This is a genomic window from Citrobacter sp. wls613 (assembly GCF_005281195.1).
Lineage (GTDB): Bacteria > Pseudomonadota > Gammaproteobacteria > Enterobacterales > Enterobacteriaceae > Citrobacter > Citrobacter gillenii.
The window spans coordinates 106,017-131,319 of record NZ_SZXN01000064.1; the positions used below are offsets into that span (position 1 = coordinate 106,017).

The window sequence follows — 25,303 nt, forward strand, 5'->3', positions numbered from 1 at the left end:
ATGGCTAAACTGCGCCCTGGACATCTCAGGCGTTGAAGCAATATGCAGATAAAGTGTGTGGCAAAAAGTGCCAAACTGACAGGCGCTAAGCGGCCTCGAGGTGAAATGACGTCGGTGACGATCCATACGGTGGGCTACTGCCCTATACTCCTGATTAATTAAATATATGCTAAACATAACAGACACAACCGGTTTTTAGCAAAGATTTACCTTCCTTTGCAATAAGTTGTGTCGGAGATATTTTACTCTTCGAAATTTCTTTTAATCGGAAGTTAAATTACGGATCTTCATCACATAAATTATTTTTTTCGATATCTAAAATAATTCACGAAAATCATAGGTTTTTCATTGTAACCCTTATCTGAATCGATTCGCTTGTGGACGACGATTCAAAATACATCTCGTTGTCGATGTGTTAACGATAATAAAGGAGGTAGCAAGTGACCATTGCTATTGTAATAGGCACACATGGTTGGGCTGCAGAGCAGTTACTTAAAACAGCAGAAATGCTGTTAGGCGAGCAGGAAAACGTCGGCTGGATCGATTTCGTTCCAGGCGAAAATGCTGAAACGCTGATCGAAAAGTACAACGCTCAGTTGGCAAAACTCGATACCAGTAAAGGCGTGCTATTTCTCGTTGATACATGGGGAGGCAGCCCGTTCAACGCTGCGAGCCGCATTGTCGTCGACAAAGAGCATTACGAAGTGATCGCTGGCGTGAACATTCCCATGCTGGTCGAAACCTTTATGGCGCGTGATGACAACCCAAGTTTTGATGAATTAGTCGCATTGGCAGTAGAAACCGGTAGCGAAGGCGTGAAAGCGCTGAAAGCAAAACCGGTAGAAAAAGCCGCTCCGGCCCCAGTTGCTGCAGCAAAAGCAGCGGCACCGGCTAAACCGATGGGTCCGAACGATTATATGCACATCGGCCTCGCACGCATCGATGACCGCTTAATCCACGGTCAGGTAGCCACCCGCTGGACCAAAGAAACCAACGTCACGCGCATTATAGTCGTCAGCGATGAAGTTGCCGCAGATACGGTGCGTAAAACGCTGTTGACGCAGGTTGCGCCTCCAGGCGTAACGGCGCACGTGGTGGATGTCGCGAAAATGATCCGCGTCTACAACAACCCGAAATATGCAGGCGATCGTGTGATGCTGCTGTTCACCAACCCGACCGATGTTGAACGTGTCGTGGAAGGTGGCGTAAAAATCACCTCGGTAAACATTGGTGGCATGGCTTTCCGTCAGGGTAAAACGCAGGTTAACAACGCGATTTCCGTTGATGAAAAAGACATCGAAGCCTTCAAGAAACTCAACGCACGCGGCATTGAACTCGAAGCCCGTAAGGTTTCTACCGATCAGAAACTGAAAATGATGGATTTGATTGCCAAAGCGAAATAACCCGCTGGCATTTACTTAGTTTTCACACTTAAGTCTGTATAGCAATAGGAGAAGTACAATGGAGATTACCACTCTTCAGATTGTGCTGGTGTTCATCGTCGCATGTATCGCGGGTATGGAGTCGGTACTCGATGAATTTCAGTTCCACCGTCCGTTGGTGGCCTGTACGCTGATTGGCGCCGTTCTCGGGGACATGAAAACCGGTATTATCATCGGTGGTACCCTGGAAATGATCGCGCTGGGTTGGATGAACATCGGTGCCGCCGTTGCACCAGATGCCGCACTGGCCTCAATTATTTCTACCGTTCTGGTTATCGCAGGTCACCAAAGCATCGGTGCCGGTATCGCGCTGGCTATCCCGCTGGCAGCAGCTGGCCAGGTTCTGACTATCATCGTTCGTACCATCACCGTCGCCTTCCAGCACGCTGCGGATAAGGCGGCTGAGAGCGGCAACTTGACGGCGCTCTCCTGGCTGCATGTGTCCTCGCTGTTCCTGCAGGCAATGCGTATCGCGATCCCTGCGGTTATCGTGGCGATTTCTGTCGGCACCAGTGAAGTCCAGGGCCTGCTCAACGCCATCCCTGAAGTGGTCACCGGCGGCCTGAACATCGCGGGTGGTATGATCGTCGTCGTGGGTTATGCGATGGTCATCAATATGATGCGCGCAGGCTACCTGATGCCGTTCTTCTACCTCGGTTTCGTCACCGCGGCATTTACCAACTTTAACCTGGTTGCACTGGGTGTGATTGGCGCAGTTATGGCCATCCTCTACATTCAGCTGAGCCCGAAATATAACCGCGTAGCGGGTGCGCCAGCGCAAGCTGCTGGCAACAATGACCTTGATAACGAACTGGACTAGCAGGTGAGCGAAATGGTTGATATGACTAAAACTACCACCGAGAAAAAACTCACTCCGAGTGACATTCGTGGCGTGTTCCTTCGTTCTAACCTGTTCCAGGGTTCATGGAACTTCGAACGTATGCAGGCGCTGGGTTTTTGCTTCTCCATGATACCGGCAATTCGCCGTTTGTACCCGGAGAACAACGACGCGCGTAAGCAGGCTATTAAGCGTCACCTGGAATTCTTTAACACCCATCCTTATGTTGCGGCACCGGTTCTTGGCGTAACGCTGGCGATGGAAGAACAGCGTGCTAACGGTGCAGAGATTGACGATGGTGCCATCAACGGTATCAAAGTCGGTCTGATGGGTCCGCTGGCAGGCGTAGGTGACCCGATCTTCTGGGGTACCGTGCGTCCGGTATTTGCCGCCCTCGGTGCGGGTATCGCGATGAGTGGCAGCCTGCTAGGCCCACTGTTGTTCTTCATCTTGTTCAACGCGGTACGTCTGGCAACACGCTACTACGGTGTGGCCTACGGTTATCGTAAAGGTGTCGATATCGTTAAAGATATGGGCGGCGGCTTCCTACAGAAACTGACTGAGGGGGCGTCAATCCTCGGCCTGTTTGTCATGGGGGCCTTGGTGAATAAGTGGACGCACGTGAACATCCCGCTGGTGGTTTCCACCATCACCGGTCAGGATGGTCAGACTCGCGTAACCACCGTGCAGACCATCCTTGACCAGCTGATGCCGGGCCTGGTACCGCTGCTGCTGACCTTCGCCTGTATGTGGCTGCTGCGTAAGAAAGTGAACGCTCTGTGGATTATCGTTGGCTTCTTCGTCATCGGTATCGCGGGTTACGCTGTCGGCCTGCTCGGCCTGTAAGACTGCTATACCATACCGGGGGCTCTGCTCCCGGTTTTTCTATTTAGAGGGTTAAGGATTCATGACTATCACGGACCTGGTGCTGGTTCTTTTTATCCTGTCGCTGCTGGCGTTTGCCATCTACGATCAGTTCATCATGCCACGCCGTAATGGCCCTACTCTGCTTGCTGTTCCCCTGCTGCCCCGTAGTCGTGTCGATAGCGTTATCTTCATTGGATTGATCGCGATTCTCATCTACAACAACGTCACCAGCCATGGGGCGCAATTCACTACCTGGTTATTGTGTGCGCTGATATTGATGGGAATATATTTGTTCTGGATCCGCACGCCAAAAATCATCTTTAAACAGAAAGGATTTTTCTTCGCCAATGTTTGGGTGGAATATAGCCGGATTAAAGAGATGAATTTGTCGGAAGATGGCGTACTAGTGATGCAATTAGAACATCGGCGATTGCTGATTCGCGTACGAAATATAGACGACCTCGAGAGAATATATAAACTTCTCATATCAAATCAATGATATAGAAACATAGCCTGAACTATGTTATTTGTATATTGACGTATAACAAACATAGCACAGGCTATATTCACGTTCTCTTTTTGTTATTTAATTTAACGCATTATCGACAATTAAATCTAAATGAAAATCGTTTTCAATTAGAAGTCAAATAATATCCCCCCGTTTCTTGTTTTATATTCTCAAAATATGCTAAGGTTGCGCCCGTCATTGGGGAGTAGCCGATTTCCAGACTCCGGAAATGTACGTGTCAACATACTCGTCGCAAGGCGTGGCGCGTACGGACTGTAAACATACAGTCAGGCGAGACCATAGACACATCAACTGCAATGCATGTCTCCTGAACTGCGTGTTCGGGCGTGCATGGTTACTGGGGGCAGTGATGTGTTTAATGGATACCCCGGTCAGGACGCTGTTATGAATCTCACCGCTACTGTTCTTCTCGCTTTCGGCATGTCGATGGATGCATTCGCCGCATCAATTGGTAAAGGTGCTACGCTACACAAACCTAAATTCTCTGAAGCTCTGCGTACTGGCTTAATTTTCGGCGCTGTCGAAACGCTGACCCCGCTGATTGGTTGGGGTATGGGCATGCTGGCGAGTAAATTCGTACTCGAGTGGAACCACTGGATTGCCTTCATCCTGCTGATTTTTCTCGGTGGACGAATGATAATCGAAGGTTTCCGTGATAACGGTGATGAAGATGAAGAGCCGCAGCGTCGCCACGGTTTCTGGCTGTTGGTGACCACCGCCATTGCCACCAGCCTCGATGCGATGGCCGTCGGCGTCGGTCTGGCTTTCCTGCAGGTGAACATTATTGCCACCGCGCTGGCTATCGGCTGCGCCACGCTAATTATGTCCACGCTGGGGATGATGATCGGCCGTTTTATCGGCCCCATGCTGGGTAAACGTGCTGAAATTCTCGGCGGGGTGGTGCTAATTGGTATCGGTGCCCAGATCCTCTGGGCACATTTCCACGGTTAATTCACACGCTGCCAGATATGAATACTAAAGTCTGTCTGGCAGTCAAATGTCGTTTTCCCCGCCAGCGTTTCCCAGACTTCCGGTTTTGCCCGCCAGGCAAAAGGCGTCATTTGCAGCAATGCCACAGCCTCGCTACCGCTAAGCTGCATCTGATAGCCCAATGCGATACTCTGCTGCAGAGCAAAGCCTTCCAGCTGTTCCGTGTGTGGCGCATGCAAACGCACCTCATCGTAAATCAGCCCTTTCAGCTCCATTAAATGGCGCGGGCCCGGCGTGGCCGTGATCACCCACCCACCCGGCTTCACCACGCGCGCCAGCTCCTGAGCTTTACAGGGGGCGTAGATCCTGACAATGGCATCCATTGAAGCATCAGCAAAAGGCAGCCGATGACTTGACGCAACACAAAATGTCACCTGCGGATAACGCCTTGCTGCGGCCTTGATCGCCACCTTCGAGACATCCAGACCAAAGGTCACACTTCCTGCCAGCGCATCGGCAAACGCGTGCGTGTAATACCCTTCCCCACAGCCGATATCGAGAATCGCCGCGTCACCTGGCGTTAACGTTTCCTGGAGAACATTCACAATCGCCTCACGCAGCGGCTGATAGTGGCCGGCATCGAGAAATTCCCGACGTGCCTGCATCATTTCCGCACTGTCACCTGGATCGCGCGAGCGTTTGTGTTGAACAGGCAGTAAGTTGACATACCCTTCTTTCGCCACATCAAACTGATGCCGCCCAGGGCAGGCAAAACTGTTGTTATCTTGAGTAAGAGGCTGATGGCAAAGGGGACAGGAAAACAACATGACAACTCCGGCAGATGGCTTCAGGGCGCAAGTGTAACGCGAATTGCGCCCAGGGAAAATAACTTACAGCGCCGGAGAGACGTCGTGATTACCGTGCATTACCAGCAAGTGTTCCGAGTCAGCGGGCATGCCATCCGGTTTAACGTTTTCCAGACGCAGCACATCCCCCATTATCTGACTAAAGACGGGGGCCGATACGGCACCACCGTAATACGCCCCATTTTGCGGGTTGTTGATAACCACCACCAGCGCAAACTTCGGATCGCTTGCCGGAGCCACGCCCGCCGTGTATGCCACGTATTTATCGACATATTTGCCGTCATCGCCAATTTTCTTTGCCGTCCCGGTTTTTACCGCCACGCGATAATCTCGTACCGCAGCCTTTGTTCCCCCACCGCCGGGCAGCGCGACGCTTTCCATCATATGCTCAACCTGATGAACTAACGCCTCAGACATGACGCGTCGGCCTATTACCGGCGGATCGATACGGGTGATGGACAGCGGTCGATAGATGCCAAAACTGCCAATGGTGGCGTAAACGTGCGCCAACTGTAGCGGCGTGACCATTAATCCGTAGCCGAAGGCAAAGGTTGCGCGATCCAAACTGCTCCAGTAACGTCTCTGAGGCATTAAGCCGCTGCTTTCGCCAGTCAACCCTAGACCTGTCGGTTCGCCAAAACCAAAGCTCTTGTAGGTGTCCAACAATCGCTGAATGGGCATAGCTAATGATAAATGTGACACGCCGGTATCGCTCGATTTTTGCAAAATACCCGTCAGCGACAACTCAGGATAATAGCCAACATCGCGAATACGGTGCCCGTCAAGATTAAAGGGGTGGGTATCAATCACGCTGTCGGGCTGTACAATTCCCTGTTGCAGGGCAGTCATAAGCACCAACGGCTTAACGGTAGATCCTGGCTCAAAGGTATCGCTGATCGCGCGGTTACGAAAATCGTCCAGCACCGCACCGTCGCGGTTATTGGGGTTGAAATCCGGGAAACTCGCCATCGACAATATTTCCCCAGTGGCGATGTTGATCAGTACCGCCGCCCCTGACTCGGCTTTATTCCACGTCACGGCATTGTCCAGCGCATCCTCGGTGACCGTCTGCAAGCGTTCATCGATGCTGAGCTGCAACTCATGTGCGGGTACCGGCATCACTTCCGTGATGTTCTCAATCACATGACCAAATTTGTCTTTACGCACCAACCGCGAGCCGGGTTTGCCCATCAACTGGCTATTGAAGCTTTTCTCTACCCCTTCAATACCCTGGCCATCAATATTGGTGAAGCCAATCAAATTCGCGGCAACGTGACCGGCGGGATAGAAACGACGGGACTCTTCGCGAAGATTAATCCCCGGAAGATTCAGATTATCAACCCACTGCGCCTGTTGGGGTGAAATCTGGCGCGCCAGGTAGATAAACCGTCCGGCGGGGTTACTATTAACGCGTTCCGCCAGTGCGCTAAGCGACAAATTCAACGTTTTTGCCAACGCTTGCCAGCGCTCGTTATACCCGACACCACCTTTGCTAATAATCGTCTTAGGATCGGCCCAGACAGCATTAACCGGTACGCTCACCGCCAACGGTCGCCCTTCTCTGTCGGTAATCATTCCACGCGGTGATGCCGTCGTTACTTCACGTAATGAGCGCATGTCCTCCTGCTTCACCAGACTGGTCGGCGTGACGATTTGCAACCACGCAACCCTGCCAAGGAGCAGCCCCAGACTCAATAAAATTGCCGCGCAAAGCAGGGCAAAACGTACGGGAGTAAAATTGCGTGCATCGCCGTCGTTTTTCTTTTTCACCTGTTCTCCAGCAAGATAGTTTTTCAGGTGACTGATTTAACGAGAATTAGCGACAGAAAGCGGGGAAAAGAATGCTACGAATATCACGCCTTTGCAACAAAGCGCTAATGGGACGGCATTTTGAAATACTTTGACGTAATCTGAATTAAAAAGCCCCGCAAATGCGAGGCTTTATATCTGAAATTGCTGCGCCTGAGCGCTTCAAATCAGTGGTTTCGATCAGATAGCTGTTACGTTAACAGCAGCCGGACCTTTCTGGCCGTCCTGAATTTCGAACTCAACGTTCTGGCCTTCAGCCAGAGTTTTGAAGCCGTTACCCTGGATTGCAGAGAAGTGTACGAACACATCTTTGCTGCCATCAGCAGGAGTAATGAAACCAAAACCTTTAGACTCGTTGAACCACTTAACTTGACCTTTAATCTTTGCCATTTGCAAAATTCCTTAGAGTATTTTCTTCGCCCGCAGGCATAACATAGATAAAACTGAGACATTACTGCTTGAGGCACTAATATAAGGTTCGGCAGAGAAGCGGTATTCAACGTCAACGTGTTTACTCAGGACTTCTTTACTGAAAATGCCACACATAAACAGAACTGTACCTCGTTTAACCCAAAACGTGTTATCACATACAACGATAATAATGGCAAGCCATTTTTAAACGTGTCTCGATCGGTCGCACAAATCCCGAAGTTCATCTCACGACAACTGCACAGTTATGCGCCAGACCGAGTCTGGATATATTCTCACCGCTCCCGCCCTGCCCCGGCTGGCATACGCAGCAGCCGCGACATGTCTACCATAGCTCACCTTGTGAGGTTGTTCCAGACTCACTGATGCACCGTGTGCTGAATATCATTTTTTATGCTTAGTAATGCATAATTTGTCACAACGGTAAAAATGAGATCCGTCTTCTGGTTTTGCAGAAAAATAATGAAAGAATGATGACAAAGCACAAAAAAAGTAAGAGAAACGTTTCGCTGATAATAAAAACGATCACTATCACAAAAATGGCATAATCATATTATTAACGTATGGGTAATTATATTTAACACCACGTACAGGCACAGAATTAATCGGCCAACATGAATTGATGGAAGAACGTTATCGACAGTTCACCGCGCGAACCGCGTGGAGGTCGCAGAAGAAAATGATATGACAGGGTTAACGACAGGATGGAATATCTGAGAACAGCGTCATCAGACGCCCACCCTGTCTTTCAGTTGACTAACGTTCTGCTACCAGGCGAATGATACTTTCATCTTCATCCTGGTTTTTCACTGCAGGTTCTGCGGCTTTTTCAGGTTCGTTAGCTTCACAAAGACGACGAAGCAATGCGTTCTGTCGTTTTTGTTGATCTAACAACGCTTCAAGTAACTCGATCTGCTCATTAGTTCGTGAGCTTGCCCGATTGATGAAGAACCACAGCACAAGCCCGATAACCAGAACCACCACCGATACCACTAAAGACGCAAAACTTAGCGCGCCAGAGTTCAAAACTTCGTTCATTTTACCACCTCAATGTAGACAGCGTAGTTTACCACTGCCGCACAAGAAGGTAATCAACTGTTGCTAAAATGCGCTTACCAGGGAATAAATTTATTGATGGCACAAATTCCGTTGAAAAATTGTACGTCCTGATCGCACATGATGTTGAACACCTGCGCCCACATCAGTATGCATACCAGTACGACAATGATCAGCACCACCCACCGAATTTTTTTCACTCCAACTCCACTCTCCGAATCCACATCTTATGCGACTAAATTATCATGCGTTACCTAAACCCAACGTTAACCTTAGCGGCATAAATATTTTTAGGAATGATTCACTTGTTTCATTCAGTGTACAAGCTAATCTTATAATAACGAGAAAAGATAAGAGGTTGTAATGCGTCTGATTATTCGCGCAATTGTATTGCTGGCTCTGGTTTGGATTGGTTTATTACTGAGTGGCTATGGCGTGCTGATAGGGAGTAAGGAGAACGCAGCAGGACTGGGTCTGCAATGCAAGTACCTGACGGCACGGGGCACCAGCACCGCACAGTACGTACATACCAGCAGCGGTATCATCGGCTTGTCGGACTGTCCCCTGTTAAGGAAAAGCACCGTCATTGTCGATAACGGTTAATATTGAAGCAAGAAAATTACCTGTTATTGGTGTCGGCTTGTATTAATTTTGCTCATTTAAAAAGCCCCGGTACAAAATACCTGGGGCTTTTGACCTATTGCGTATAAATCAAATCAGAATGGATAATCGTTATAACCCATTTGTTCTGAAATTTTTCGCGCAGCCGTGTGCAGCATTTCGACATATTCGTGTAAACGCTCTTCAGAAAAACGCAGAGTCGGGAATGAAATACTCAAACCTGCGATGACCACACCGAAACGATCAAAGACCGGAACGCCGATGCAGCGCAGTCCTTCTTCCTGCTCTTCGTTGTCTTCACCGTAGCCTTGCTCACGCACTTTATCCAGCAGCAGCAGCAACTCATCAGTGCTGGTGATCGTACGGTCGGTGCTGCGTTTGTATTCCACGCCTTCAAGAATCTGTTTTACTTCGTCACGGTCACGCCATGCCAGCAGTACTTTACCGATCGCCGTGCTGTATAACGGGTTACGACGTCCTACGCGAGAATACATGCGTAAATTGTACATCGAGTCGATTTTATGGATGTAGACAATGCTGTCTTCGTCCAGCGCACCGAGGTGGACCGTCTCTTTAGTTAAACGCGACAGTTCACGCATCTGAATATCAGCGCTACGGATCAGATCGACGTTTTGCAACGCGCGAGCGCCCAGTTCAAACAGTTTCAGGGTCAGAGAGTATTTCTCAGACTCACCTTCCTGTGCCACATAACCCAGCGTTTTCATGGTCTGTAAAAAGCGATAAACGGTGCTTTTAGACATCATGACGCGTTGCGACAATTCGGTTATACCAATTTCGCGCTCTTCACCCAGCGCCTGCAGAATGCCAAAAACCTTCAGCACGGAAGAAACAGAATCGGGTTGTTTATCCAGATCTGCGATAGCCATTTATCACCTCATTACGAGTGTTTTATAAAAATCAGAACCGGTTTTTATTATAATTTCACGTACCGATGCTCGCAATCCATCTTTGCCCACTTAGTTACAAATCTGCGACATAACACCTGAATATCAATGCTAAAATTATTATTCTCATCATAATTTCCGACAATATTGACTTCCTATGGATAAATTTCAGGCCGATGGCCTGCCGCTGCCCCAACGATATGGCGCAATATTAACCATTATTATGGGTATTTCGATGGCCGTACTGGATGGCGCAATTGCCAATGTTGCCCTGCCGACGATTGCCGCCGATCTTCAGGCCTCCCCCGCCAGTTCAATCTGGGTCGTTAATGCCTATCAAATTGCGATAGTGGTTTCACTACTCTCATTTTCTTTTTTGGGCGACATGTTTGGCTACCGACGTATTTATAAATGCGGACTGGTCGTTTTTCTGCTCGCATCTCTCTTCTGCGCATTATCAGATTCCCTGCAGATGCTTACGCTGGCGCGTGTGGCACAAGGGTTTGGCGGAGCCGCATTAATGAGCGTGAATACGGCGCTGATCCGGCTTATTTACCCTCAACGCCAACTGGGGCGCGGAATGGGTATTAATTCATTCATCGTGGCGGTCTCGTCTGCTGCAGGTCCGACTATTGCCGCGGCGATCCTCTCCATTGCCTCATGGAAATGGTTGTTTTTGATTAACGTACCGCTTGGGATTATTGCTCTACTGCTGGCTATGCGCTTTTTGCCCGCAAACGCTGCACGCAGCAATAAACCCCGTTTTGATTTACCCAGCGCGGTGATGAATGCGTTAACGTTCGGTTTGCTGATAACTGCACTCAGTGGGTTTGCCCAGGGACAGTCACTCACGCTAATCGGGGCTGAACTGGCGGGACTTCTCGTGGTGGGCTATTTCTTTGTCCGTCGACAGCTGTCACTACCTGTACCGCTGTTACCGGTTGATCTGCTGCGCATACCGCTTTTTTCGCTCTCCATCGGCACCTCGATCTGTTCATTCTGCGCGCAAATGTTGGCCATGGTCTCTCTCCCCTTCTTTTTACAAACCGTGTTGGGTCGTAGTGAAGTTGAAACAGGTCTGTTGTTGACCCCATGGCCGCTGGCCACCATGGTTATGGCACCGCTGGCGGGTTACCTGATTGAACGCGTCCACGCCGGGCTTTTAGGGGCATTAGGCATGGTAGTGATGGCGTGCGGGTTATTTTCTCTGGTGTTGCTGCCCTCCGCCCCGTCGGACTTCAATATTATCTGGCCGATGATCCTGTGCGGTGCTGGCTTTGGTCTGTTCCAGTCACCAAACAACCATACCATCATCACTTCCGCGCCGCGTGAACGCAGCGGTGGCGCAAGCGGGATGCTGGGAACGGCGCGTTTACTGGGTCAAAGCACCGGTGCCGCGTTAGTGGCGTTGATGTTGAATCAGTTTGGCGACAGCGGTACCCACATGTCTCTGCTGGCGGCTGGCATTCTTGCGACGCTTGCCGCTATTGTCAGCGGACTGCGGATCACCCAACCTCGGATTCAGGCGTAAAAAAAGCGCGTCTAACGACGCGCTTCTTCATTATTTAACCTGCTGCGGGTTATTTCAGGTATTCCCCACTGCGCAGCGCTTCAATACGCTTATCCAGCGGCGGGTGAGTCATAAACAGTTCACTCAGCGACTTAGATTTACCGTTGATGCAGAAGGCCATCATGCTGGTTGCTTCCTGCGGCTCATAGCTGGTTTTCAGCCGCTGCAGCGCAGCAATCATTTTCTCACGACCCACCAGTTTGGCAGAGCCTGCATCCGCATGGAATTCACGATGACGTGAGAACCACATGGTAATAATGCTCGCCAGAATACCAAACACCAGCTCCAGCACCGTCGCTACCGCGAAATAGATTAGCGGGTTGCCGTTGCTACCCTCACCTTCTTCACGGTTTCCGCCCATAAAGCCGGCGGCGAGTTGCGCCAGAATACGTGAGATAAAGATAACAAAGGTGTTCACCACGCCCTGGATCAGCGTCATGGTAACCATATCGCCATTGGCAATGTGGCTAATTTCATGTGCGATAACGGCTTCGGCTTCATCGGGACTCATGTTTTGCAACAAGCCGGTGCTGACAGCCACCAGCGACGCATCCCGGCGAGCACCGGTCGCAAACGCGTTAATATCTGGCGCATGGTAAATAGCCACCTGCGGCATAGCGATCCCAGCCTGACGAGCCTGAGTTGCTACAGTATTCATCAGCCAGCGTTCTCTTTCATTACGGGGCTGTTCAATTACTTCCCCACCAACGGACTTTAACGCCATCCATTTGGACATCAGCAGCGAAATAAAGGAACCACCAAAACCAAACAGCAGAGCCATAATCAACAAGCCTTGAACGCTGCTTGACTGAATCCCTGTCAGGCTCAATACCAGCCCGAAAACGACCATCACAGCCAGGTTCGTCAGCAGGAAGAGCGCGATTCGCATCATAATTTTCTTTTAACCTCAATTTAACAAAACGCACTATGCGATTACCCATATCGTATGGGTCTTACGGCTATTTTCAAGCATGCATACGTGCTAAGTCAGTAGAAAGACACAACTTTACATTTTACCGTATCAGACTGACGACTTCATACGCTTGTTAAAAAAACAGGCACAATTTCTTGTGCCTGTTGGATATTACTGTTTGGTCGCAGACTGTTCCGCTGGCTTGTCTTTTTCAAGACGCGCCAGGTCGAGCGCTATTTTCACCGTCTCATCGAGATACGGATCCGGCTCCTGGTAATCCTTCGGCAGATCGTCCAGTTTCTTCAGCGGCGGTTTACCTTCACGCTTCAAGCGATCGTTGATACGCGCCAGACGCAGGGCATCATCTTCGTTATTCTCTTTCTCACGCTGAGCGTAATTCAGAGACGCGATGTTGCGCTTATCTTTCAGGGCATTGAAACGAGCAATATCCTTCATGATGTACTGGAACTCAGGATCTTTAACGATACGCGCATTATGTTCTTTCAGTAATTCAGGACCAAACGGCGTTAAATTATCTGACTTCGCATAGGTTGCAGCATCAACGCTATCCCACGGTAAGGCGTTATCTTCGAACTTCTCACCGGTTTCAGTTTCTTCATTACCTGTCGGCATGATGATATCCGGCGTCACGCCCTTACGTTGCGTGCTGCCACCGTTAACACGGTAGAATTTCTGGATAGTGTACTGAACGGAACCCAGCGCTGGCCATTCCGGACGCAGCATCTGATCGTAGATACGGTTCAGAGAACGGTACTGCTGCACGGTGCCTTTACCAAAGGTCGGTTCCCCGACGATTAACGCACGGCCGTAATCCTGCATTGCCGCGGCAAAAATCTCAGAAGCAGAAGCACTGAAACGGTCAACCAGCACCACCAGCGGGCCTTTATAGTAAACAACGCCGTCGGTATCACTGTCTTCGCGCACTTTACCGTTATTGTCGCGAACCTGAACAACAGGGCCAGAAGGAATAAACAGACCGGAAAGCGATACGGCTTCGGTCAGTGCACCACCACCGTTAGTGCGCAAATCAATGATCACGCTGCTGACATTCTGTTTTTCCAGCTTCTGCAGCTGAACTTTAACGTCATCCGTCAAGCCAACGTAGAAACCGGGAATATCGAGCACACCGACTTTTTCTTTGCCAACGGTTTTGACCGACATTTTAACAGCACGGTCTTCCAGACGAATACGTTCACGCGTTAGCGTAACGGTACGCGTCTTGGTGCCTTTACCGGCAGGCAGGATTTCAAGGCGAACCTTGCTACCCTTTGGTCCTTTGATCAGCGCGACAACGTCATCGAGACGCCAGCCAATCACATCAACGACGCCTTTACCAGCCTGGCCGACACCAACAATACGATCGCCTACGCTTATCGCCTTGCTTTTGGCTGCCGGACCACCCGCTACCATTGAATTAATAACGGTATAGTCATCATCCATTTGCAGAACCGCGCCAATACCTTCCAGAGACAGGCTCATTTCGGTATTGAACTGTTCGGTATTCCGCGGAGACAGGTAGTTGGTATGCGGATCGATTTCACGCGCAAACGCCGTCATCGCCAGTGAGAACACATCCTCACTGTTAGTCTGCGCCAGACGGCGAATAGCAAATTTGTAACGACGGGTCAGCGTTTCACGAATTTCAGCATCGGTTTTACCGGTCAGTTTCAGGCTAAGTTCATCGAATTTAACCTTACCGTCCCACAATGCGTTTAGCTCGGCTTCGCTTTTTGGCCATGGGGCCTTGCTGCGATCGAGGTTAAACGTGTCGTTACCGGTGAAATCCATTGGACGCGCCAGCACGCTTAACGCGTACTGGTAACGTTCAAACCGGCGCTTTTGCGCCAGATTGTAGAGATCGTAAAAGACATCCAGCTTGCCCGTGCGCAGTTCATCACCGATGACGGTTTTCTTTTTAGCAAACTGCTCTATATCGCTCGCTAACAGCACGTTATGGCTGTAGTCGAGCAGATTCAGATAGCGGTCAAAAATTTTTGCCGAAAACGCCTGATCCAGATCGAACTGGCGATAATGAGAACGCGTAAAACGCGATGTGACACGTTCGCTCACCGTCGCGTGCTGCGTTTCTTCCTTCAGTATGGGGAGTTGATCGGCACGCGTGATGTCTTCCACAGCGAGTGCCTGGCCTGCTAATGCAAGCAGACCAGCTAACGCAGTAAGCCTAAAAAAAGTGTTCATGCCAGGCCAGGCCTCCGTTTCAGAACACCAAGTGTTCTGCGCGTACAATCAAAGACATACCCGAATTCAGCTGTACACGGACGCCATCTTTGGTGATTTCTAATACGGTGGCATCCATCGCATTATTACCTGCTTTCACCTTTAAAGACTGCCCTACCTTCAGCACTGAAATATCAGACACTGGGGTATGCTGTTCTTCGCGAGGAGCACGCGGTGCTTGAGCGGCCGGTTTTTCAGCGCGAGGTTTACGCTCTGCACCTTCTTTACGACGCGGAGCAGGACGCGGCTTACGCTCGCGACGCGGTGCGCCGTCTTTTTCACCCGCAGCAGCTGCCGCTTCGCGTTTTTTCGCCTGTTGCTCGGCACGCTGTGCCTGAACGCGGGCTTTTGCTTCTTCAAGCTGTTTGCGCGCATGTTCGACGTGTTGCTCATCCAGCTCACCACATGGGTTGCCGTCGAGATCGACACGCGTTGCGCCCAACTTAACGCCATACAGATAGCGCCAGCTTGAAGTGTAGAGACGTAAGGCAGAACGAAGCTGTGTCTTGCTGAGGTTCATTTCACCCTCAACACGCTCTACCAGATCCTGAAAAATGCCAATTTTCAGCGGGCGCGCTTCGCCTTCCGCACTAAAACATTGCGGGAAGCGTTCGGCCAGAAACGCGATAACTTCTTTACTGCTATTCAACTTAGGTTGATTTTCCATGAAATTTCCTGATTACAACGGACGTAGCCAACAAGCGCAGGCATGAACAGGCGTCATTATAATGACGTCATCAGTAATTGCTACGTTATCCGTTGATTATCCTGCGACGGTCGCAAAGAATTTTTTGTAATCCGTCATTGCAAGCACGGTTTCAAGCTGTGCCACAAGCGTACGCAGCCCCTGTTCATCCTCTTCAGTAAAGCGGCCAAACGCTGTGCTATCAATATCCAGCACGCCGATTATCTGATTTTCAACCATGATTGGCAGGACGATTTCAGCATTGCTGGCGGCATCGCAAGCAATGTGCCCGTCAAAGTTGTGAACGTCTTCAATGCGCTGAACCTGGTTCTGCGCCACCGCTGTACCACACACGCCACGCCCAACAGGGATACGCACACAGGCGATCTTTCCCTGGAAGGGACCGAGCACCAGCGTGTCGTTTTCGAGCAGATAAAAACCAGCCCAGTTCACTTCTGAAAGACGTTCGTACAACAAGGCGCTGGTATTTGCCAACGTTGCCAGAAAACTGGTTTCACCTGCCATCAATGCGCGAAAATCACGGTTCAGATCCGTGTATAGCTCTATTTTGTTCATTATGTAATCACTTAGTTGTCTTACTTAAAACTGCAGCCTACTAAAATAAACATTAAATGCGTTAATGCTCAAGATCATTCCCGTCATGGGTTAAGATAACATTACTCTAACACTTTGATCCGCGATACATGGCCCTAAATACTCCACGCATCAAGCCATCCAAAAAAATAGCGATCAGGTCCGTCGGTGAGGCGCTACCCCGTGCGCACTACCAGCGTTGCCCCGAATGCGACATGCTATTTAGCTTGCCGAAAATGCGTTCGCACCAAAGTGCATACTGTCCCCGCTGTCAGGCAAAAATTCGTGACGGACGCGACTGGTCATTAACACGGCTGGCAGCAATGGCCTTCACCATGCTGCTGCTGATGCCTTTTGCCTGGGGAGAGCCGCTGTTACACATCTTTTTATTAGGCATTCGTATTGACGCCAATGTGGTTCAGGGGATCTGGCAAATGACCCGCCAGGGTGATCCACTCACCGCCTCCTTCGTGCTCTTTTGCGTGATGGGCGCGCCGATAATACTTGTCTCTTCCATTGCTTATCTGTGGTTAGGCAACATTCTCGGTATGAACCTGCGCCCGGTCCTGCTGATGCTGGAAAGGCTCAAAGAGTGGGTCATGCTCGACATTTACCTGGTCGGTATCGGCGTCGCGTCGATCAAAGTGCAGGACTACGCTTTTCTGCTGCCAGGCGTGGGGCTGTATGCTTTTCTTGCGCTGGTGATCCTCAGTATTCTGACGCTGTCGCACCTCAACGTGGAACAGTTGTGGGACCGTTTTTACCCGCAAAGACCCGCACGGCGCCCCGATGAACAGCTTCGCGTATGCCTCGGCTGCCATTTTACAGGCTATCCGGACACCCGCAGTCGCTGCCCGCGTTGCCATATTCCGTTGCGCTGGCGCAGGAATCAAAGCATACAAAAGTGCTGGGCCGCGCTGCTGGCCTCGATTGTCCTGCTGCTGCCTGCTAATCTGCTGCCCATCTCGGTTATTTACGTTAACGGATCCCGGCAGGAAGACACAATCCTGTCCGGCATTATGTCGCTGGCAAGCAGCAATGTTGGTGTCGCGGCAATCGTCTTTATCGCCAGTATTTTGGTGCCTTTCACCAAAGTGATCGTGATGCTTACCCTATTGATTAGCATCCAATTTAAATGTGAACAGGGCTTACGCACGCGCATTCTGCTACTGCGCATAGTGACGTGGATTGGCCGCTGGTCAATGTTGGATCTGTTTGTTATTGCCTTAACCATGTCGCTGATTAATCGCGACCAGATACTGGCTTTTACTATGGGACCGGCTGCGTTTTATTTCGGCGCAGCGGTAATTTTGACTATTCTTGCTGTGGAATGGCTGGACAGCCGCTTACTTTGGGATGCACATGAGTCAGGAAACGCCCGCTTCGCAGACTGAAGCGCAGATTAAAACAAAACGCCGCATTTCTCCATTCTGGCTGCTACCGTTCATCGCCCTGATGATCGCCGGGTGGCTGATCTGGGGAAGCTATGAAGACCGCGGCAACACCGTTACCATCGACTTTATGTCTGCAGATGGTATTGTGCCGGGCCGGACGCCTGTTCGCTATCAGGGTGTCGAAGTTGGCACGGTGCAGGATATCAGTCTCAGCAAAAATCTGCGCAAGATTGAAGTTCGCGTCAGCATCAAGGCCAGCATGAAAGATGCCCTGCGTAAAGATACGCAGTTCTGGCTGGTGACGCCAAAAGCCTCGCTGGCAGGCGTTTCCGGCCTCGACGCACTGGTTGGCGGAAACTATATCGGAATGATGCCCGGAACCGGAGAGCCGAGAGATCATTTCGTCGCCCTGGATACGCAGCCCAAGTATCGCCTGAATAACGGCGATTTAATGTTGCATCTGCATGCACCTGACCTCGGCTCCCTGAACAGCGGCTCGCTGGTATATTTCCGCAAAATACCGGTAGGCAGGGTATATGACTACACCATTAACCCCAATAATCAGGGCGTAACCATCGATGTGCTCATTGAGCGCCGATTTACTAATCTGGTCAAAAAAGGCAGCCGTTTTTGGAACGTGTCTGGGGTCAATGCGGATATCAGCCTCAGTGGGGCGAAGGTTAAGCTGGAAAGTCTGGCCGCACTGGTGAATGGTGCCATCGCCTTTGACTCACCGGAAGATTCACAGCCCGCTGTTGCCGACGATACATTTGGTCTGTATCAAGACCTCGCCCACAGCCAGCGCGGCGTGATCGTCAAGCTGGAATTACCCAGCGGCGATGGGCTAAAAGCAGGGTCCACATCGCTGATGTACCAGGGCCTGGAGGTCGGTGAACTGACAAAACTGGAACTTATCCCAGGAGGCAAAGTCACCGGCGAAATGACGGTGGATCCGAGCGTCGTCTCGTTGCTGCGGGACAATACGCGCATTGAGCTGCACAGCCCCAAATTGTCGTTGAGCGATGCGAACCTCAGTTCGCTGTTAACCGGTAAAACCTTCGAACTGGTCCCCGGCGAGGGCGAACCTCGCAGTCAGTTTGTGGTGGTTCCCGGCGAAAAATCTTTACTGCACGATCCAGGTGTGATGACGCTCACCCTGACTGCACCGGAAAGCTACGGCATTGAGGCGGGTCAACCGTTGATCCTGCATGGTGTCCAGGTTGGACAAGTGATTGAACGTACGCTGTCCAGCAAAGGCGTTTCCTTTACTGTTGCCATCGAACCCCAGCATCGCGACCTGGTACAAGGTGACAGCAAATTTGTGGTCAACAGTCGGGTTGACGTCAAAGTAGGCATTGACGGCGTGGAGTTCTTAGGAGCCAGCGCCAGCGAATGGATTAGCGGCGGTATTCGTATTTTACCCGGCACCAAAGGTGAAATGAAAACCAGCTATCCGCTTTATGCCAACCTGGAGAAAGCGATTGAAAACAGCCTGAGCGATCTGCCGACCACCACGCTCAGCCTGCGCGCCGAAACGTTGCCTGACGTTCAGGCCGGTTCAGTGGTGCTGTACCGTAAATTCGAAGTGGGTGAAGTGATTAGCGTGCGCCCTCGCGCCGATGCGTTTGATATCGACCTGCACATCAAACCGGAATACCGCAATCTGTTAACCAACAACAGCGTGTTCTGGGCAGAAGGCGGCGCAAAAGTTCAACTTAACGGTAGCGGACTGACCGTACAGGCTTCTCCGTTGTCTCGCGCGCTAAAAGGGGCAATTAGCTTCGACAACCTGAGTGGTGCCAGCGCCAGCCAACGTAAAGGTGACAAGCGGATTCTGTACGCCTCTGAAACCGCCGCACGAGCGGTAGGCGGCCAAATTACCCTGCACGCCTTTGACGCCGGTAAGCTCGCCGCGGGCATGCCAATTCGCTATCTTGGCATCGATATTGGTCAGATCCAAACCCTGGAACTCATCACCGCACGCAATGAAGTGCAGGCGAAAGCGGTACTGTACCCGGAATATGTCCAGACTTTTGCGCGTAGCGGGACACGCTTCTCGGTAATTACCCCGCAAATCTCTGCGGCAGGCGTGGAGCACCTCGATACCATTTTGCAGCCTTATATTAACGTGGAGCCGGGTCGCGGGAATCCACGCCGTGATTTTGAGCTACAGGAAGCCACTATTACCGACTCGCGTTATCTTGATGGCCTGAGCATCGTGGTCGAAGCGCCGGAAGCCGGGTCGCTGAATATCGGCACTCCGGTTCTGTTCAGAGGTATCGAGGTGGGTACCGTCACCGGGCTGACGCTGGGTTCGCTTTCTGACCGCGTGATGATTGCCATGCGCATCAGCCAGCGCTATCAGCATCTGGTGCGTAATAACTCCGTGTTCTGGCTGGCGTCCGGCTACAACCTCGACTTCGGCCTGACCGGCGGCGTGGTGAAAACCGGGACCTTTAATCAGTTCATTCGCGGCGGTATTGCCTTCGCCACTCCACCGGGTACGCCACTGGCACCAAAAGCACAGGCTGGAAAACACTTCCTGTTGCTGGAAAGCGAACCCAAAGAGTGGCGTGAATGGGGAACAGCCCTGCCGCGTTAATGACCCTCCTGCTCCGGCGTACTCGCGCCGGAGCAAATATGCTACACTGCGCGCCTGTTTTTTTTCCGGTGGTACCAAGTGGCTTATTTTCCTGACGCCTTTCTGACTCAAATGCGGGAAGCAATGCCTTCCACGCTCTCTTTCGATGATTTTCTCGCCGCCTGCCAGCGTCCGTTACGACGCAGCATTCGTGTCAATACGCTGAAAATCTCCGTTGCCGATTTCCTCGCCTTAACGGCACCTTACGGCTGGTCGCTCACGCCGATCCCCTGGTGTGAAGAAGGGTTCTGGATCGAGCGTGACGAAGAGCAGTCAGTCCCACTGGGCAGCACCGCCGAGCATTTAAGTGGGCTGTTTTATATTCAGGAAGCCAGTTCAATGCTGCCGGTTGCCGCGCTGTTTGCCGAAGGGAATACTCCGGATCGGGTGATGGACGTAGCCGCCGCGCCGGGTTCAAAAACCACGCAAATCGCCGCAAAAATGAAGAATAAGGGCGCGATCCTGGCCAATGAGTTTTCCGCCAGTCGCGTTAAAGTGCTGCATGCCAATATCAGCCGCTGTGGGATCGCTAACGTTGCCCTCACCCACTTTGACGGACGCGTATTTGGCGCAGCGTTGCCAGAATCTTTCGATGCCATCCTACTGGACGCACCGTGCTCCGGTGAAGGCGTGGTGCGTAAAGATCCCGATGCGCTGAAAAACTGGTCCGTCGCCAGTAATCTTGAGATTGCCGCCACCCAGCGCGAACTGCTCGACAGCGCATTTCATGCTTTACGCCCTGGCGGCACGCTGGTGTATTCCACCTGTACGCTAAACCGTGATGAAAATGAACTCGTCATGCAGTGGCTGCTAGAAATCTATCCAGACGCCGTGGAGTTTCTCCCATTAGGTGATTTATTCCCGGATGCTGAACGTGCGCTGACGCCAGAAGGTTTTCTGCATGTCTTCCCGCAAATTTACGACTGCGAAGGATTCTTTGTTGCCCGTTTGCGAAAAACAGCCGCTATCCCTCCTCTGCCTGCCCCTAAATATAAGGTCGGCAATTTCCCGTTCAGCCCATTGAAAGGTCGTGAAACCGCACAAATCACCGCGGCGGCAAACGCCAGCGGATTACAATGGGAAGACAATCTGCGCCTCTGGCAGCGTGATAAAGAAGTCTGGTTATTCCCTGTTGAGATTGAATCACTGATTGGTAAAGTGCGGTTTTCCCGCCTCGGGATTAAGCTGGCTGAAACCCACAATAAAGGGTACCGCTGGCAACATGAGGCCGTCATCGCTCTCGCCAACCCACATCACCGCAACGCGTTCGAACTGAACCTTGAAGAAGCAGAAGAGTGGTATCGCGGCAGAGATGTCTACCCGCAGACCGCGCCTGCCAGCGACGACGTGCTGGTCACCTTCCAGCACCAGCCGATTGGGCTGGCAAAACGGATTGGTTCACGGTTGAAGAACAGCTATCCACGCGATCTTGTCCGGGATGGCAAACTCTTTACAGGATAACGCACGTTTTTACTGGCGCTTTTGCTCACGTTGACTACGCTGAAAAATGGACGGCCTAACTGGTCGTACCACAACCAGCAAATTGACGGAGAGCACGATGATGAAAACCAGTGTGCGCATTGGCGCTTTTGAAATCGACGACGCCGAGTTACACGGCGAATCGCCGGGAGACCGAACGTTAACCATTCCGTGTAAATCCGATCCGGATTTATGTATGCAACTGGACGCCTGGGATGCCGATACCAGCGTCCCGGCCCTCCTTAATGGCGAACATTCTGTTCTATTCCGCGAGCACTACGATCGTAAGTCAGATGCCTGGATCATGCGTTTTGCCTGATTCAAAAAGAACCCGTCGCCAGACGGGTTATTTATGTCTTCATTTCCCCCACGCAGTAACCTCTTCTACACTATCGGTACGGCAGTATAATTTGGGGATGGAATGTTCACGCTGGTTCTTTTTGTTTGCTACCTGGATGGCGGTTGTGAAGACATCGTGGTCGATGTCTACAATACGGAACAGCAGTGCCTTATTTCGATGGACGATCAGCGGATTCGCAATGGCGGATGCCTGCCAGCAGATGGCTACATCGACAGCTTCTGGCGACCTGCGCAGGAATATAGCGATTTTTGATTATTGTAATTGCACCATCGTTAGCTCGCCGCCGAATACCGCACCGGTATCGATATAGTGCAGGTTATCAACGTCCAGACGATGGCGCAGCGGCGTATGACCAAACCAGAAATGGTCCGCGCCACCAATTCCGCCACTTTTGTTCATCAACCGCGAGCGATCCCACAATACCCGCTGTAAATCGACATGCTTTTGCCATTGATATTCATCATCCGGGTAATCGGCATGGGCAATAACGTGCACACCATTCTGACAGCGCAGTTCCACAATCCAGGGTAATTGCTGACACGCCTCAAGCGCATGCCTCGCCGCCGGTTGCACGGCATGGGTAAACCACTCTCCCCCGTTCATTTGCCACAGCAACTGTTCTCCCGTTGTCAGCGCATCCAGCGCCATCTGCTCATGATTCCCCCTGACCGCTACCATCCAGTTTTTACGCAATAACACCAGACAGCGCAAACTGTCTGGTCCACGGTCAATCACATCACCGACTGAAACCAGCAGATCCTGCCACGGATCAAAACGGCACTGGCGCAATTTAGACATCAACATGGAAAAACAGCCGTGGAGATCCCCCACCACCCAGACGTGGCGCCAACGCGTACCTTCTATTCTCTGGTAGACAGCATCAGGGTGTTCCATTCGACCTCCCGGATAGAGCGATCGCCCTTATAATAATTTAACAATAGCAGCAAAAAAGCCTGGACGATTGAGGGGCGGAGTATGGTATGGTTTGGGAAGAATACAGCATGCGACACGCAGTGTTTTGCCCTGGACGGCATCGTATTCGACAGATAAAAAGAGACCGAATACGATTCCTGTTTACAATGCAATGCAAAATTAATATTACAATTCAATCAGTTACCTTCGAAAAACCACTTAATATCACCTATCAATACTTTCTATTGCAATCATTGAAGATCAATTAGTTGCCATTGGTTTCGTGGCGCCGTCGGGAAATCTTCGGGATCAAAACTCCAGGACAGAAATTTCTATGGCACTCCGTTACGCATGCCATCGGTAATGTGAAAAATCAGTGGGACGAGCGAATACAGCCAATATGACTGCACGCGCCCATTCCATCAAAGGTTCGTTTATGGGTGACTAACCTCAAATTACCCACCCCGTAGCCAGCTCAGAGAGGCGCGGCTGAGTCATTGCCCGGTCGCCGGGCTTTTTTCTTGGCTGCCACCTGTAGCCGCCTCCGGGAGAGCCAACTCATATCACCCGCCCCACAATGTCGCATATCTGCATGGGTATCAGTCATGACGACGATGTTTTTGTTGAGATGTAAATTCATGAGTGACATTATACCTTCGTTAAAAATTGGAGCTAACTAGCCCCTCATTTTACAAGGATGAACGGCCTTAAACATGAACACTGAAAAACAACCATTTCTTCGCGACATGTCCGCAATAATATTCATTATTGTTGCGCTATTGGCGGCATATAGCCCTGCCTATATTGGTACGTACGGGTTCTCTGATGATTACTCAACGTATTTTGCAGCAAATTTATCCCATACAAATCTGATCAAATGGGATGTAATGTCTGGAAGGCCGCTATATGCAGCCCTGCGTTATATTGCCCAGAACTTCATAGGAAGCACGCCAGACTTCACATTATTCAGAGTAGTATCCGTACTTAGCATAATATCGCTAGGGTGTTATTTATTCTTCTTTCTTAAGAGGGCCCAATTCCCTGGCGGGGTAATGGCATGGTGCGTTACACCTGTTCTGCTGTGCTGCCTACCTTCAATAGCTCTTTTTGGTGCATGGGCAACGTGCTTTCCGTTTGCCACATCAATATTACTGGCTGGGGCATCATACTCGACACTAAATTACTGTACTAAACTGAGGGAAATCTCAAGGTTTGTGTCGTCTGTAGTTCTTCTTGCATTATCGTTTGCGATTTATCAGCCAACCGGGATGGCGTTTGCGCTATTTATGCTGATAGATAACTGCTTGAATGATTCTCAGTTAAAATATAAAAAGATTTTCAAAGATGTGATTGTTATAGCCTGCGGCATGATGTCATCTCTGATCTTGTCTAAGTTTGTACCAGTAATTGTTTATGGTAACAGCTTTCCGCGTAGCGCCTTAGCCAACTCACTGAAGGAAAAGGTCGTTTGGTTTTTTGACAAACCCTTTCATGATGCTGTATCCAACTACTCTATTTTTCATACTCCATTTTATTTTACAGCCTCCCTGCTGCTCTTCATTCTTTCATTTTTATTTATTTCCATCCAGAGAGATGGAGTTAAAAAGGCCATTTTAGCAGTTGCGATTCTGGCTGGTAGCTTTTCCCCTAACCTAATCATTGCTGAAGGGTGGGTTTCGTATCGTTCACTTGTTAGCCTCGGGCTTTGCGTTGGTGTTTTGCTGGCATTTAGCATTTCAAAATTTACTGCAAGGCTACAGTTCAGAAACGTCATGATGTCATTATGTGCCGCTTACGCCATAATAAGTTGCAATAGTTTTATATATACAAACTTTGTTAAACAGTTCGACCAGGAAATAATAGTTCTTAAATCAGCAATCAAAGAAAAAATCTCAAGGGACTATAAAGGATACTTGATGTTCGATGTATCTAACCCTGAATGGAATGTATTCTCCCCAACTAAATATGATGAAATCGGCGCTCCATCAATTCAGATATCTTGGGCTATTTCTGGGCTTGCTGATGCCGTTAAAAAGGAAATGGGATACAACTTTAAAGTCAGTAGCGAGCGAACAGATGCAGCTGTTCTGCCTGGCGGGCATAACCCCTGCTCTGAAAACTGCACGGTAATTAACGTTACAGAAAAACTCAGAGCTATTAAAGACTAGATCATAAATCGGGGCAGGCTGAATCCTGCCCTTTC

Annotated in this window: 25 protein-coding genes and 1 riboswitch; of the genes, 13 read left to right on the forward strand and 12 right to left on the reverse strand. The window is 50.5% G+C overall.

Features of this window, described 5'->3' with window-relative positions:
* The first annotated feature begins 440 nt into the window (after window positions 1-440).
* From manX to mntP, 5 genes are all read left to right on the forward strand, one after another.
* Window positions 441-1,403, forward strand: a complete 963-nt coding sequence (gene manX / locus FDX01_RS14345; RefSeq protein WP_096756710.1) for a PTS mannose transporter subunit IIAB — start codon at window positions 441-443, stop codon at window positions 1,401-1,403.
* A 58-nt stretch (window positions 1,404-1,461) separates the two neighbouring features.
* Window positions 1,462-2,262 (forward strand): PTS mannose/fructose/sorbose transporter subunit IIC, encoded by an 801-nt coding sequence (locus FDX01_RS14350; protein ID WP_096756709.1) that lies wholly within the window; start codon window positions 1,462-1,464, stop codon window positions 2,260-2,262.
* A gap of 12 nt (window positions 2,263-2,274) precedes the next feature.
* Entirely contained in the window at window positions 2,275-3,126 is an 852-nt protein-coding gene (locus FDX01_RS14355) for a PTS mannose transporter subunit IID (RefSeq protein WP_096756708.1), read from the forward strand.
* 61 nt (window positions 3,127-3,187) lie between these two features.
* On the forward strand, window positions 3,188-3,646 hold the full coding sequence (locus FDX01_RS14360) for a DUF986 family protein (protein ID WP_115258242.1): 459 nt from the start codon (window positions 3,188-3,190) through the stop codon (window positions 3,644-3,646).
* Between the two features lie 197 nt (window positions 3,647-3,843).
* Window positions 3,844-3,944: riboswitch (yybP-ykoY riboswitch) on the forward strand.
* A gap of 116 nt (window positions 3,945-4,060) precedes the next feature.
* Window positions 4,061-4,627, forward strand: coding sequence for a manganese efflux pump MntP (gene mntP / locus FDX01_RS14365; protein WP_020996621.1), 567 nt, complete (start codon window positions 4,061-4,063; stop codon window positions 4,625-4,627).
* Here the strand turns inward: mntP and rlmA are convergent.
* From rlmA to mgrB, 6 genes are all read right to left on the reverse strand, one after another.
* Window positions 4,624-5,433 (reverse strand): 23S rRNA (guanine(745)-N(1))-methyltransferase, encoded by an 810-nt coding sequence (rlmA, locus tag FDX01_RS14370; protein WP_115258241.1) that lies wholly within the window; start codon window positions 5,431-5,433, stop codon window positions 4,624-4,626. The two genes, mntP and rlmA, sit on opposite strands and share 4 nt — an antisense overlap.
* 63 nt (window positions 5,434-5,496) lie before the next feature.
* Window positions 5,497-7,242: a peptidoglycan glycosyltransferase FtsI gene (gene ftsI, locus FDX01_RS14375; RefSeq protein WP_137399982.1), complete on the reverse strand. Its 1,746-nt coding sequence runs from the start codon at window positions 7,240-7,242 to the stop codon at window positions 5,497-5,499.
* A gap of 219 nt (window positions 7,243-7,461) precedes the next feature.
* Window positions 7,462-7,671, reverse strand: coding sequence for a transcription antiterminator/RNA stability regulator CspE (gene cspE / locus FDX01_RS14380; protein ID WP_001062678.1), 210 nt, complete (start codon window positions 7,669-7,671; stop codon window positions 7,462-7,464).
* A gap of 12 nt (window positions 7,672-7,683) precedes the next feature.
* Window positions 7,684-7,827 (reverse strand): DUF2627 domain-containing protein, encoded by a 144-nt coding sequence (locus tag FDX01_RS14385; protein WP_003034983.1) that lies wholly within the window; start codon window positions 7,825-7,827, stop codon window positions 7,684-7,686.
* Window positions 7,828-8,466: 639 nt separating this feature from the next.
* Window positions 8,467-8,748 carry a YebO family protein gene (locus FDX01_RS14390; protein WP_117342933.1) on the reverse strand — a complete coding sequence of 94 codons (282 nt, stop codon included), beginning with the start codon at window positions 8,746-8,748 and terminating at the stop codon, window positions 8,467-8,469.
* 74 nt (window positions 8,749-8,822) lie between these two features.
* Window positions 8,823-8,966, reverse strand: coding sequence for a PhoP/PhoQ regulator MgrB (gene mgrB / locus FDX01_RS14395; RefSeq protein WP_115258239.1), 144 nt, complete (start codon window positions 8,964-8,966; stop codon window positions 8,823-8,825).
* Between the two features lie 163 nt (window positions 8,967-9,129).
* Between mgrB and FDX01_RS14400 the strand changes: the two genes are divergently transcribed.
* Window positions 9,130-9,369: a YobH family protein gene (locus tag FDX01_RS14400; protein WP_096756702.1), complete on the forward strand. Its 240-nt coding sequence runs from the start codon at window positions 9,130-9,132 to the stop codon at window positions 9,367-9,369.
* Between the two features lie 113 nt (window positions 9,370-9,482).
* Here FDX01_RS14400 and kdgR read toward each other — a convergent pair whose 3' ends face one another.
* Window positions 9,483-10,274: a DNA-binding transcriptional regulator KdgR gene (gene kdgR / locus FDX01_RS14405; RefSeq protein WP_096756701.1), complete on the reverse strand. Its 792-nt coding sequence runs from the start codon at window positions 10,272-10,274 to the stop codon at window positions 9,483-9,485.
* A gap of 175 nt (window positions 10,275-10,449) precedes the next feature.
* On the opposite strand from kdgR, the gene FDX01_RS14410 reads away from it, so the two are divergent.
* Window positions 10,450-11,823 (forward strand): MFS transporter, encoded by a 1,374-nt coding sequence (locus tag FDX01_RS14410; RefSeq protein ID WP_117342934.1) that lies wholly within the window; start codon window positions 10,450-10,452, stop codon window positions 11,821-11,823.
* Window positions 11,824-11,872: 49 nt separating this feature from the next.
* Here FDX01_RS14410 and htpX read toward each other — a convergent pair whose 3' ends face one another.
* The 4 genes from htpX to FDX01_RS14430 form a co-directional block, all read right to left on the reverse strand.
* Window positions 11,873-12,754: a protease HtpX gene (htpX, locus tag FDX01_RS14415; RefSeq protein WP_096756699.1), complete on the reverse strand. Its 882-nt coding sequence runs from the start codon at window positions 12,752-12,754 to the stop codon at window positions 11,873-11,875.
* Window positions 12,755-12,946: 192 nt separating this feature from the next.
* Window positions 12,947-14,995 (reverse strand): carboxy terminal-processing peptidase, encoded by a 2,049-nt coding sequence (gene prc, locus FDX01_RS14420; protein WP_096756698.1) that lies wholly within the window; start codon window positions 14,993-14,995, stop codon window positions 12,947-12,949.
* 19 nt (window positions 14,996-15,014) lie between these two features.
* The gene (gene proQ / locus FDX01_RS14425; protein WP_096756697.1) at window positions 15,015-15,701 is read right to left on the reverse strand and encodes an RNA chaperone ProQ; all 687 of its coding nucleotides are present in this window, start codon (window positions 15,699-15,701) and stop codon (window positions 15,015-15,017) included.
* Window positions 15,702-15,797: 96 nt separating this feature from the next.
* Complete coding sequence (locus FDX01_RS14430) at window positions 15,798-16,295, reverse strand: GAF domain-containing protein (protein ID WP_117342935.1); 498 nt, start codon at window positions 16,293-16,295, stop codon at window positions 15,798-15,800.
* A gap of 128 nt (window positions 16,296-16,423) precedes the next feature.
* Between FDX01_RS14430 and yebS the strand changes: the two genes are divergently transcribed.
* The 5 genes from yebS to FDX01_RS14455 all read left to right on the forward strand — a co-directional run bounded on the left by yebS (window position 16,424) and on the right by FDX01_RS14455 (window position 22,440).
* The gene (gene yebS / locus FDX01_RS14435) at window positions 16,424-17,707 is read left to right on the forward strand and encodes a membrane integrity lipid transport subunit YebS (RefSeq protein ID WP_135911872.1); all 1,284 of its coding nucleotides are present in this window, start codon (window positions 16,424-16,426) and stop codon (window positions 17,705-17,707) included.
* Complete coding sequence (locus FDX01_RS14440; RefSeq protein ID WP_137399983.1) at window positions 17,676-20,309, forward strand: PqiB family protein; 2,634 nt, start codon at window positions 17,676-17,678, stop codon at window positions 20,307-20,309. The genes yebS and FDX01_RS14440 overlap by 32 nt, the downstream gene beginning before the upstream one ends.
* Window positions 20,310-20,387: 78 nt before the next feature.
* On the forward strand, window positions 20,388-21,809 hold the full coding sequence (gene rsmF, locus FDX01_RS14445) for a 16S rRNA (cytosine(1407)-C(5))-methyltransferase RsmF (RefSeq protein WP_137399984.1): 1,422 nt from the start codon (window positions 20,388-20,390) through the stop codon (window positions 21,807-21,809).
* A 100-nt stretch (window positions 21,810-21,909) separates the two neighbouring features.
* Window positions 21,910-22,146: a YebV family protein gene (locus FDX01_RS14450; RefSeq protein ID WP_161959030.1), complete on the forward strand. Its 237-nt coding sequence runs from the start codon at window positions 21,910-21,912 to the stop codon at window positions 22,144-22,146.
* A gap of 102 nt (window positions 22,147-22,248) precedes the next feature.
* The gene (locus FDX01_RS14455) at window positions 22,249-22,440 is read left to right on the forward strand and encodes a YebW family protein (protein ID WP_045444034.1); all 192 of its coding nucleotides are present in this window, start codon (window positions 22,249-22,251) and stop codon (window positions 22,438-22,440) included.
* Here the strand turns inward: FDX01_RS14455 and pphA are convergent, their stop codons facing one another.
* On the reverse strand, window positions 22,441-23,082 hold the full coding sequence (gene pphA, locus FDX01_RS14460; RefSeq protein WP_137399985.1) for a protein-serine/threonine phosphatase: 642 nt from the start codon (window positions 23,080-23,082) through the stop codon (window positions 22,441-22,443).
* 731 nt (window positions 23,083-23,813) lie between these two features.
* Between pphA and FDX01_RS14465 the strand changes: the two genes are divergently transcribed.
* The gene (locus FDX01_RS14465) at window positions 23,814-25,268 is read left to right on the forward strand and encodes a hypothetical protein (RefSeq protein WP_137399986.1); all 1,455 of its coding nucleotides are present in this window, start codon (window positions 23,814-23,816) and stop codon (window positions 25,266-25,268) included.
* The last annotated feature ends 35 nt before the right edge of the window (window positions 25,269-25,303 follow it).

Coding starts and splice junctions, on each gene's coding strand:
- FDX01_RS14350 (WP_096756709.1), top strand. CDS start 1,462: ATGGAGATTACCACTCTTCAGATTGTGCTGGTGTTCATCGTCGCATGT.
- FDX01_RS14355 (WP_096756708.1), top strand. CDS start 2,275: ATGGTTGATATGACTAAAACTACCACCGAGAAAAAACTCACTCCGAGT.
- FDX01_RS14360 (WP_115258242.1), top strand. CDS start 3,188: ATGACTATCACGGACCTGGTGCTGGTTCTTTTTATCCTGTCGCTGCTG.
- mntP (WP_020996621.1), top strand. CDS start 4,061: ATGAATCTCACCGCTACTGTTCTTCTCGCTTTCGGCATGTCGATGGAT.
- rlmA (WP_115258241.1), bottom strand. CDS start 5,433: ATGTTGTTTTCCTGTCCCCTTTGCCATCAGCCTCTTACTCAAGATAAC.
- cspE (WP_001062678.1), bottom strand. CDS start 7,671: ATGGCAAAGATTAAAGGTCAAGTTAAGTGGTTCAACGAGTCTAAAGGT.
- FDX01_RS14385 (WP_003034983.1), bottom strand. CDS start 7,827: ATGTGTGGCATTTTCAGTAAAGAAGTCCTGAGTAAACACGTTGACGTT.
- FDX01_RS14390 (WP_117342933.1), bottom strand. CDS start 8,748: ATGAACGAAGTTTTGAACTCTGGCGCGCTAAGTTTTGCGTCTTTAGTG.
- FDX01_RS14400 (WP_096756702.1), top strand. CDS start 9,130: ATGCGTCTGATTATTCGCGCAATTGTATTGCTGGCTCTGGTTTGGATT.
- kdgR (WP_096756701.1), bottom strand. CDS start 10,274: ATGGCTATCGCAGATCTGGATAAACAACCCGATTCTGTTTCTTCCGTG.
- FDX01_RS14410 (WP_117342934.1), top strand. CDS start 10,450: ATGGATAAATTTCAGGCCGATGGCCTGCCGCTGCCCCAACGATATGGC.
- htpX (WP_096756699.1), bottom strand. CDS start 12,754: ATGATGCGAATCGCGCTCTTCCTGCTGACGAACCTGGCTGTGATGGTC.
- prc (WP_096756698.1), bottom strand. CDS start 14,995: ATGAACACTTTTTTTAGGCTTACTGCGTTAGCTGGTCTGCTTGCATTA.
- proQ (WP_096756697.1), bottom strand. CDS start 15,701: ATGGAAAATCAACCTAAGTTGAATAGCAGTAAAGAAGTTATCGCGTTT.
- FDX01_RS14430 (WP_117342935.1), bottom strand. CDS start 16,295: ATGAACAAAATAGAGCTATACACGGATCTGAACCGTGATTTTCGCGCA.
- yebS (WP_135911872.1), top strand. CDS start 16,424: ATGGCCCTAAATACTCCACGCATCAAGCCATCCAAAAAAATAGCGATC.
- FDX01_RS14440 (WP_137399983.1), top strand. CDS start 17,676: ATGAGTCAGGAAACGCCCGCTTCGCAGACTGAAGCGCAGATTAAAACA.
- FDX01_RS14450 (WP_161959030.1), top strand. CDS start 21,910: ATGAAAACCAGTGTGCGCATTGGCGCTTTTGAAATCGACGACGCCGAG.
- FDX01_RS14455 (WP_045444034.1), top strand. CDS start 22,249: ATGTTCACGCTGGTTCTTTTTGTTTGCTACCTGGATGGCGGTTGTGAA.
- pphA (WP_137399985.1), bottom strand. CDS start 23,082: ATGGAACACCCTGATGCTGTCTACCAGAGAATAGAAGGTACGCGTTGG.
- FDX01_RS14465 (WP_137399986.1), top strand. CDS start 23,814: ATGAACACTGAAAAACAACCATTTCTTCGCGACATGTCCGCAATAATA.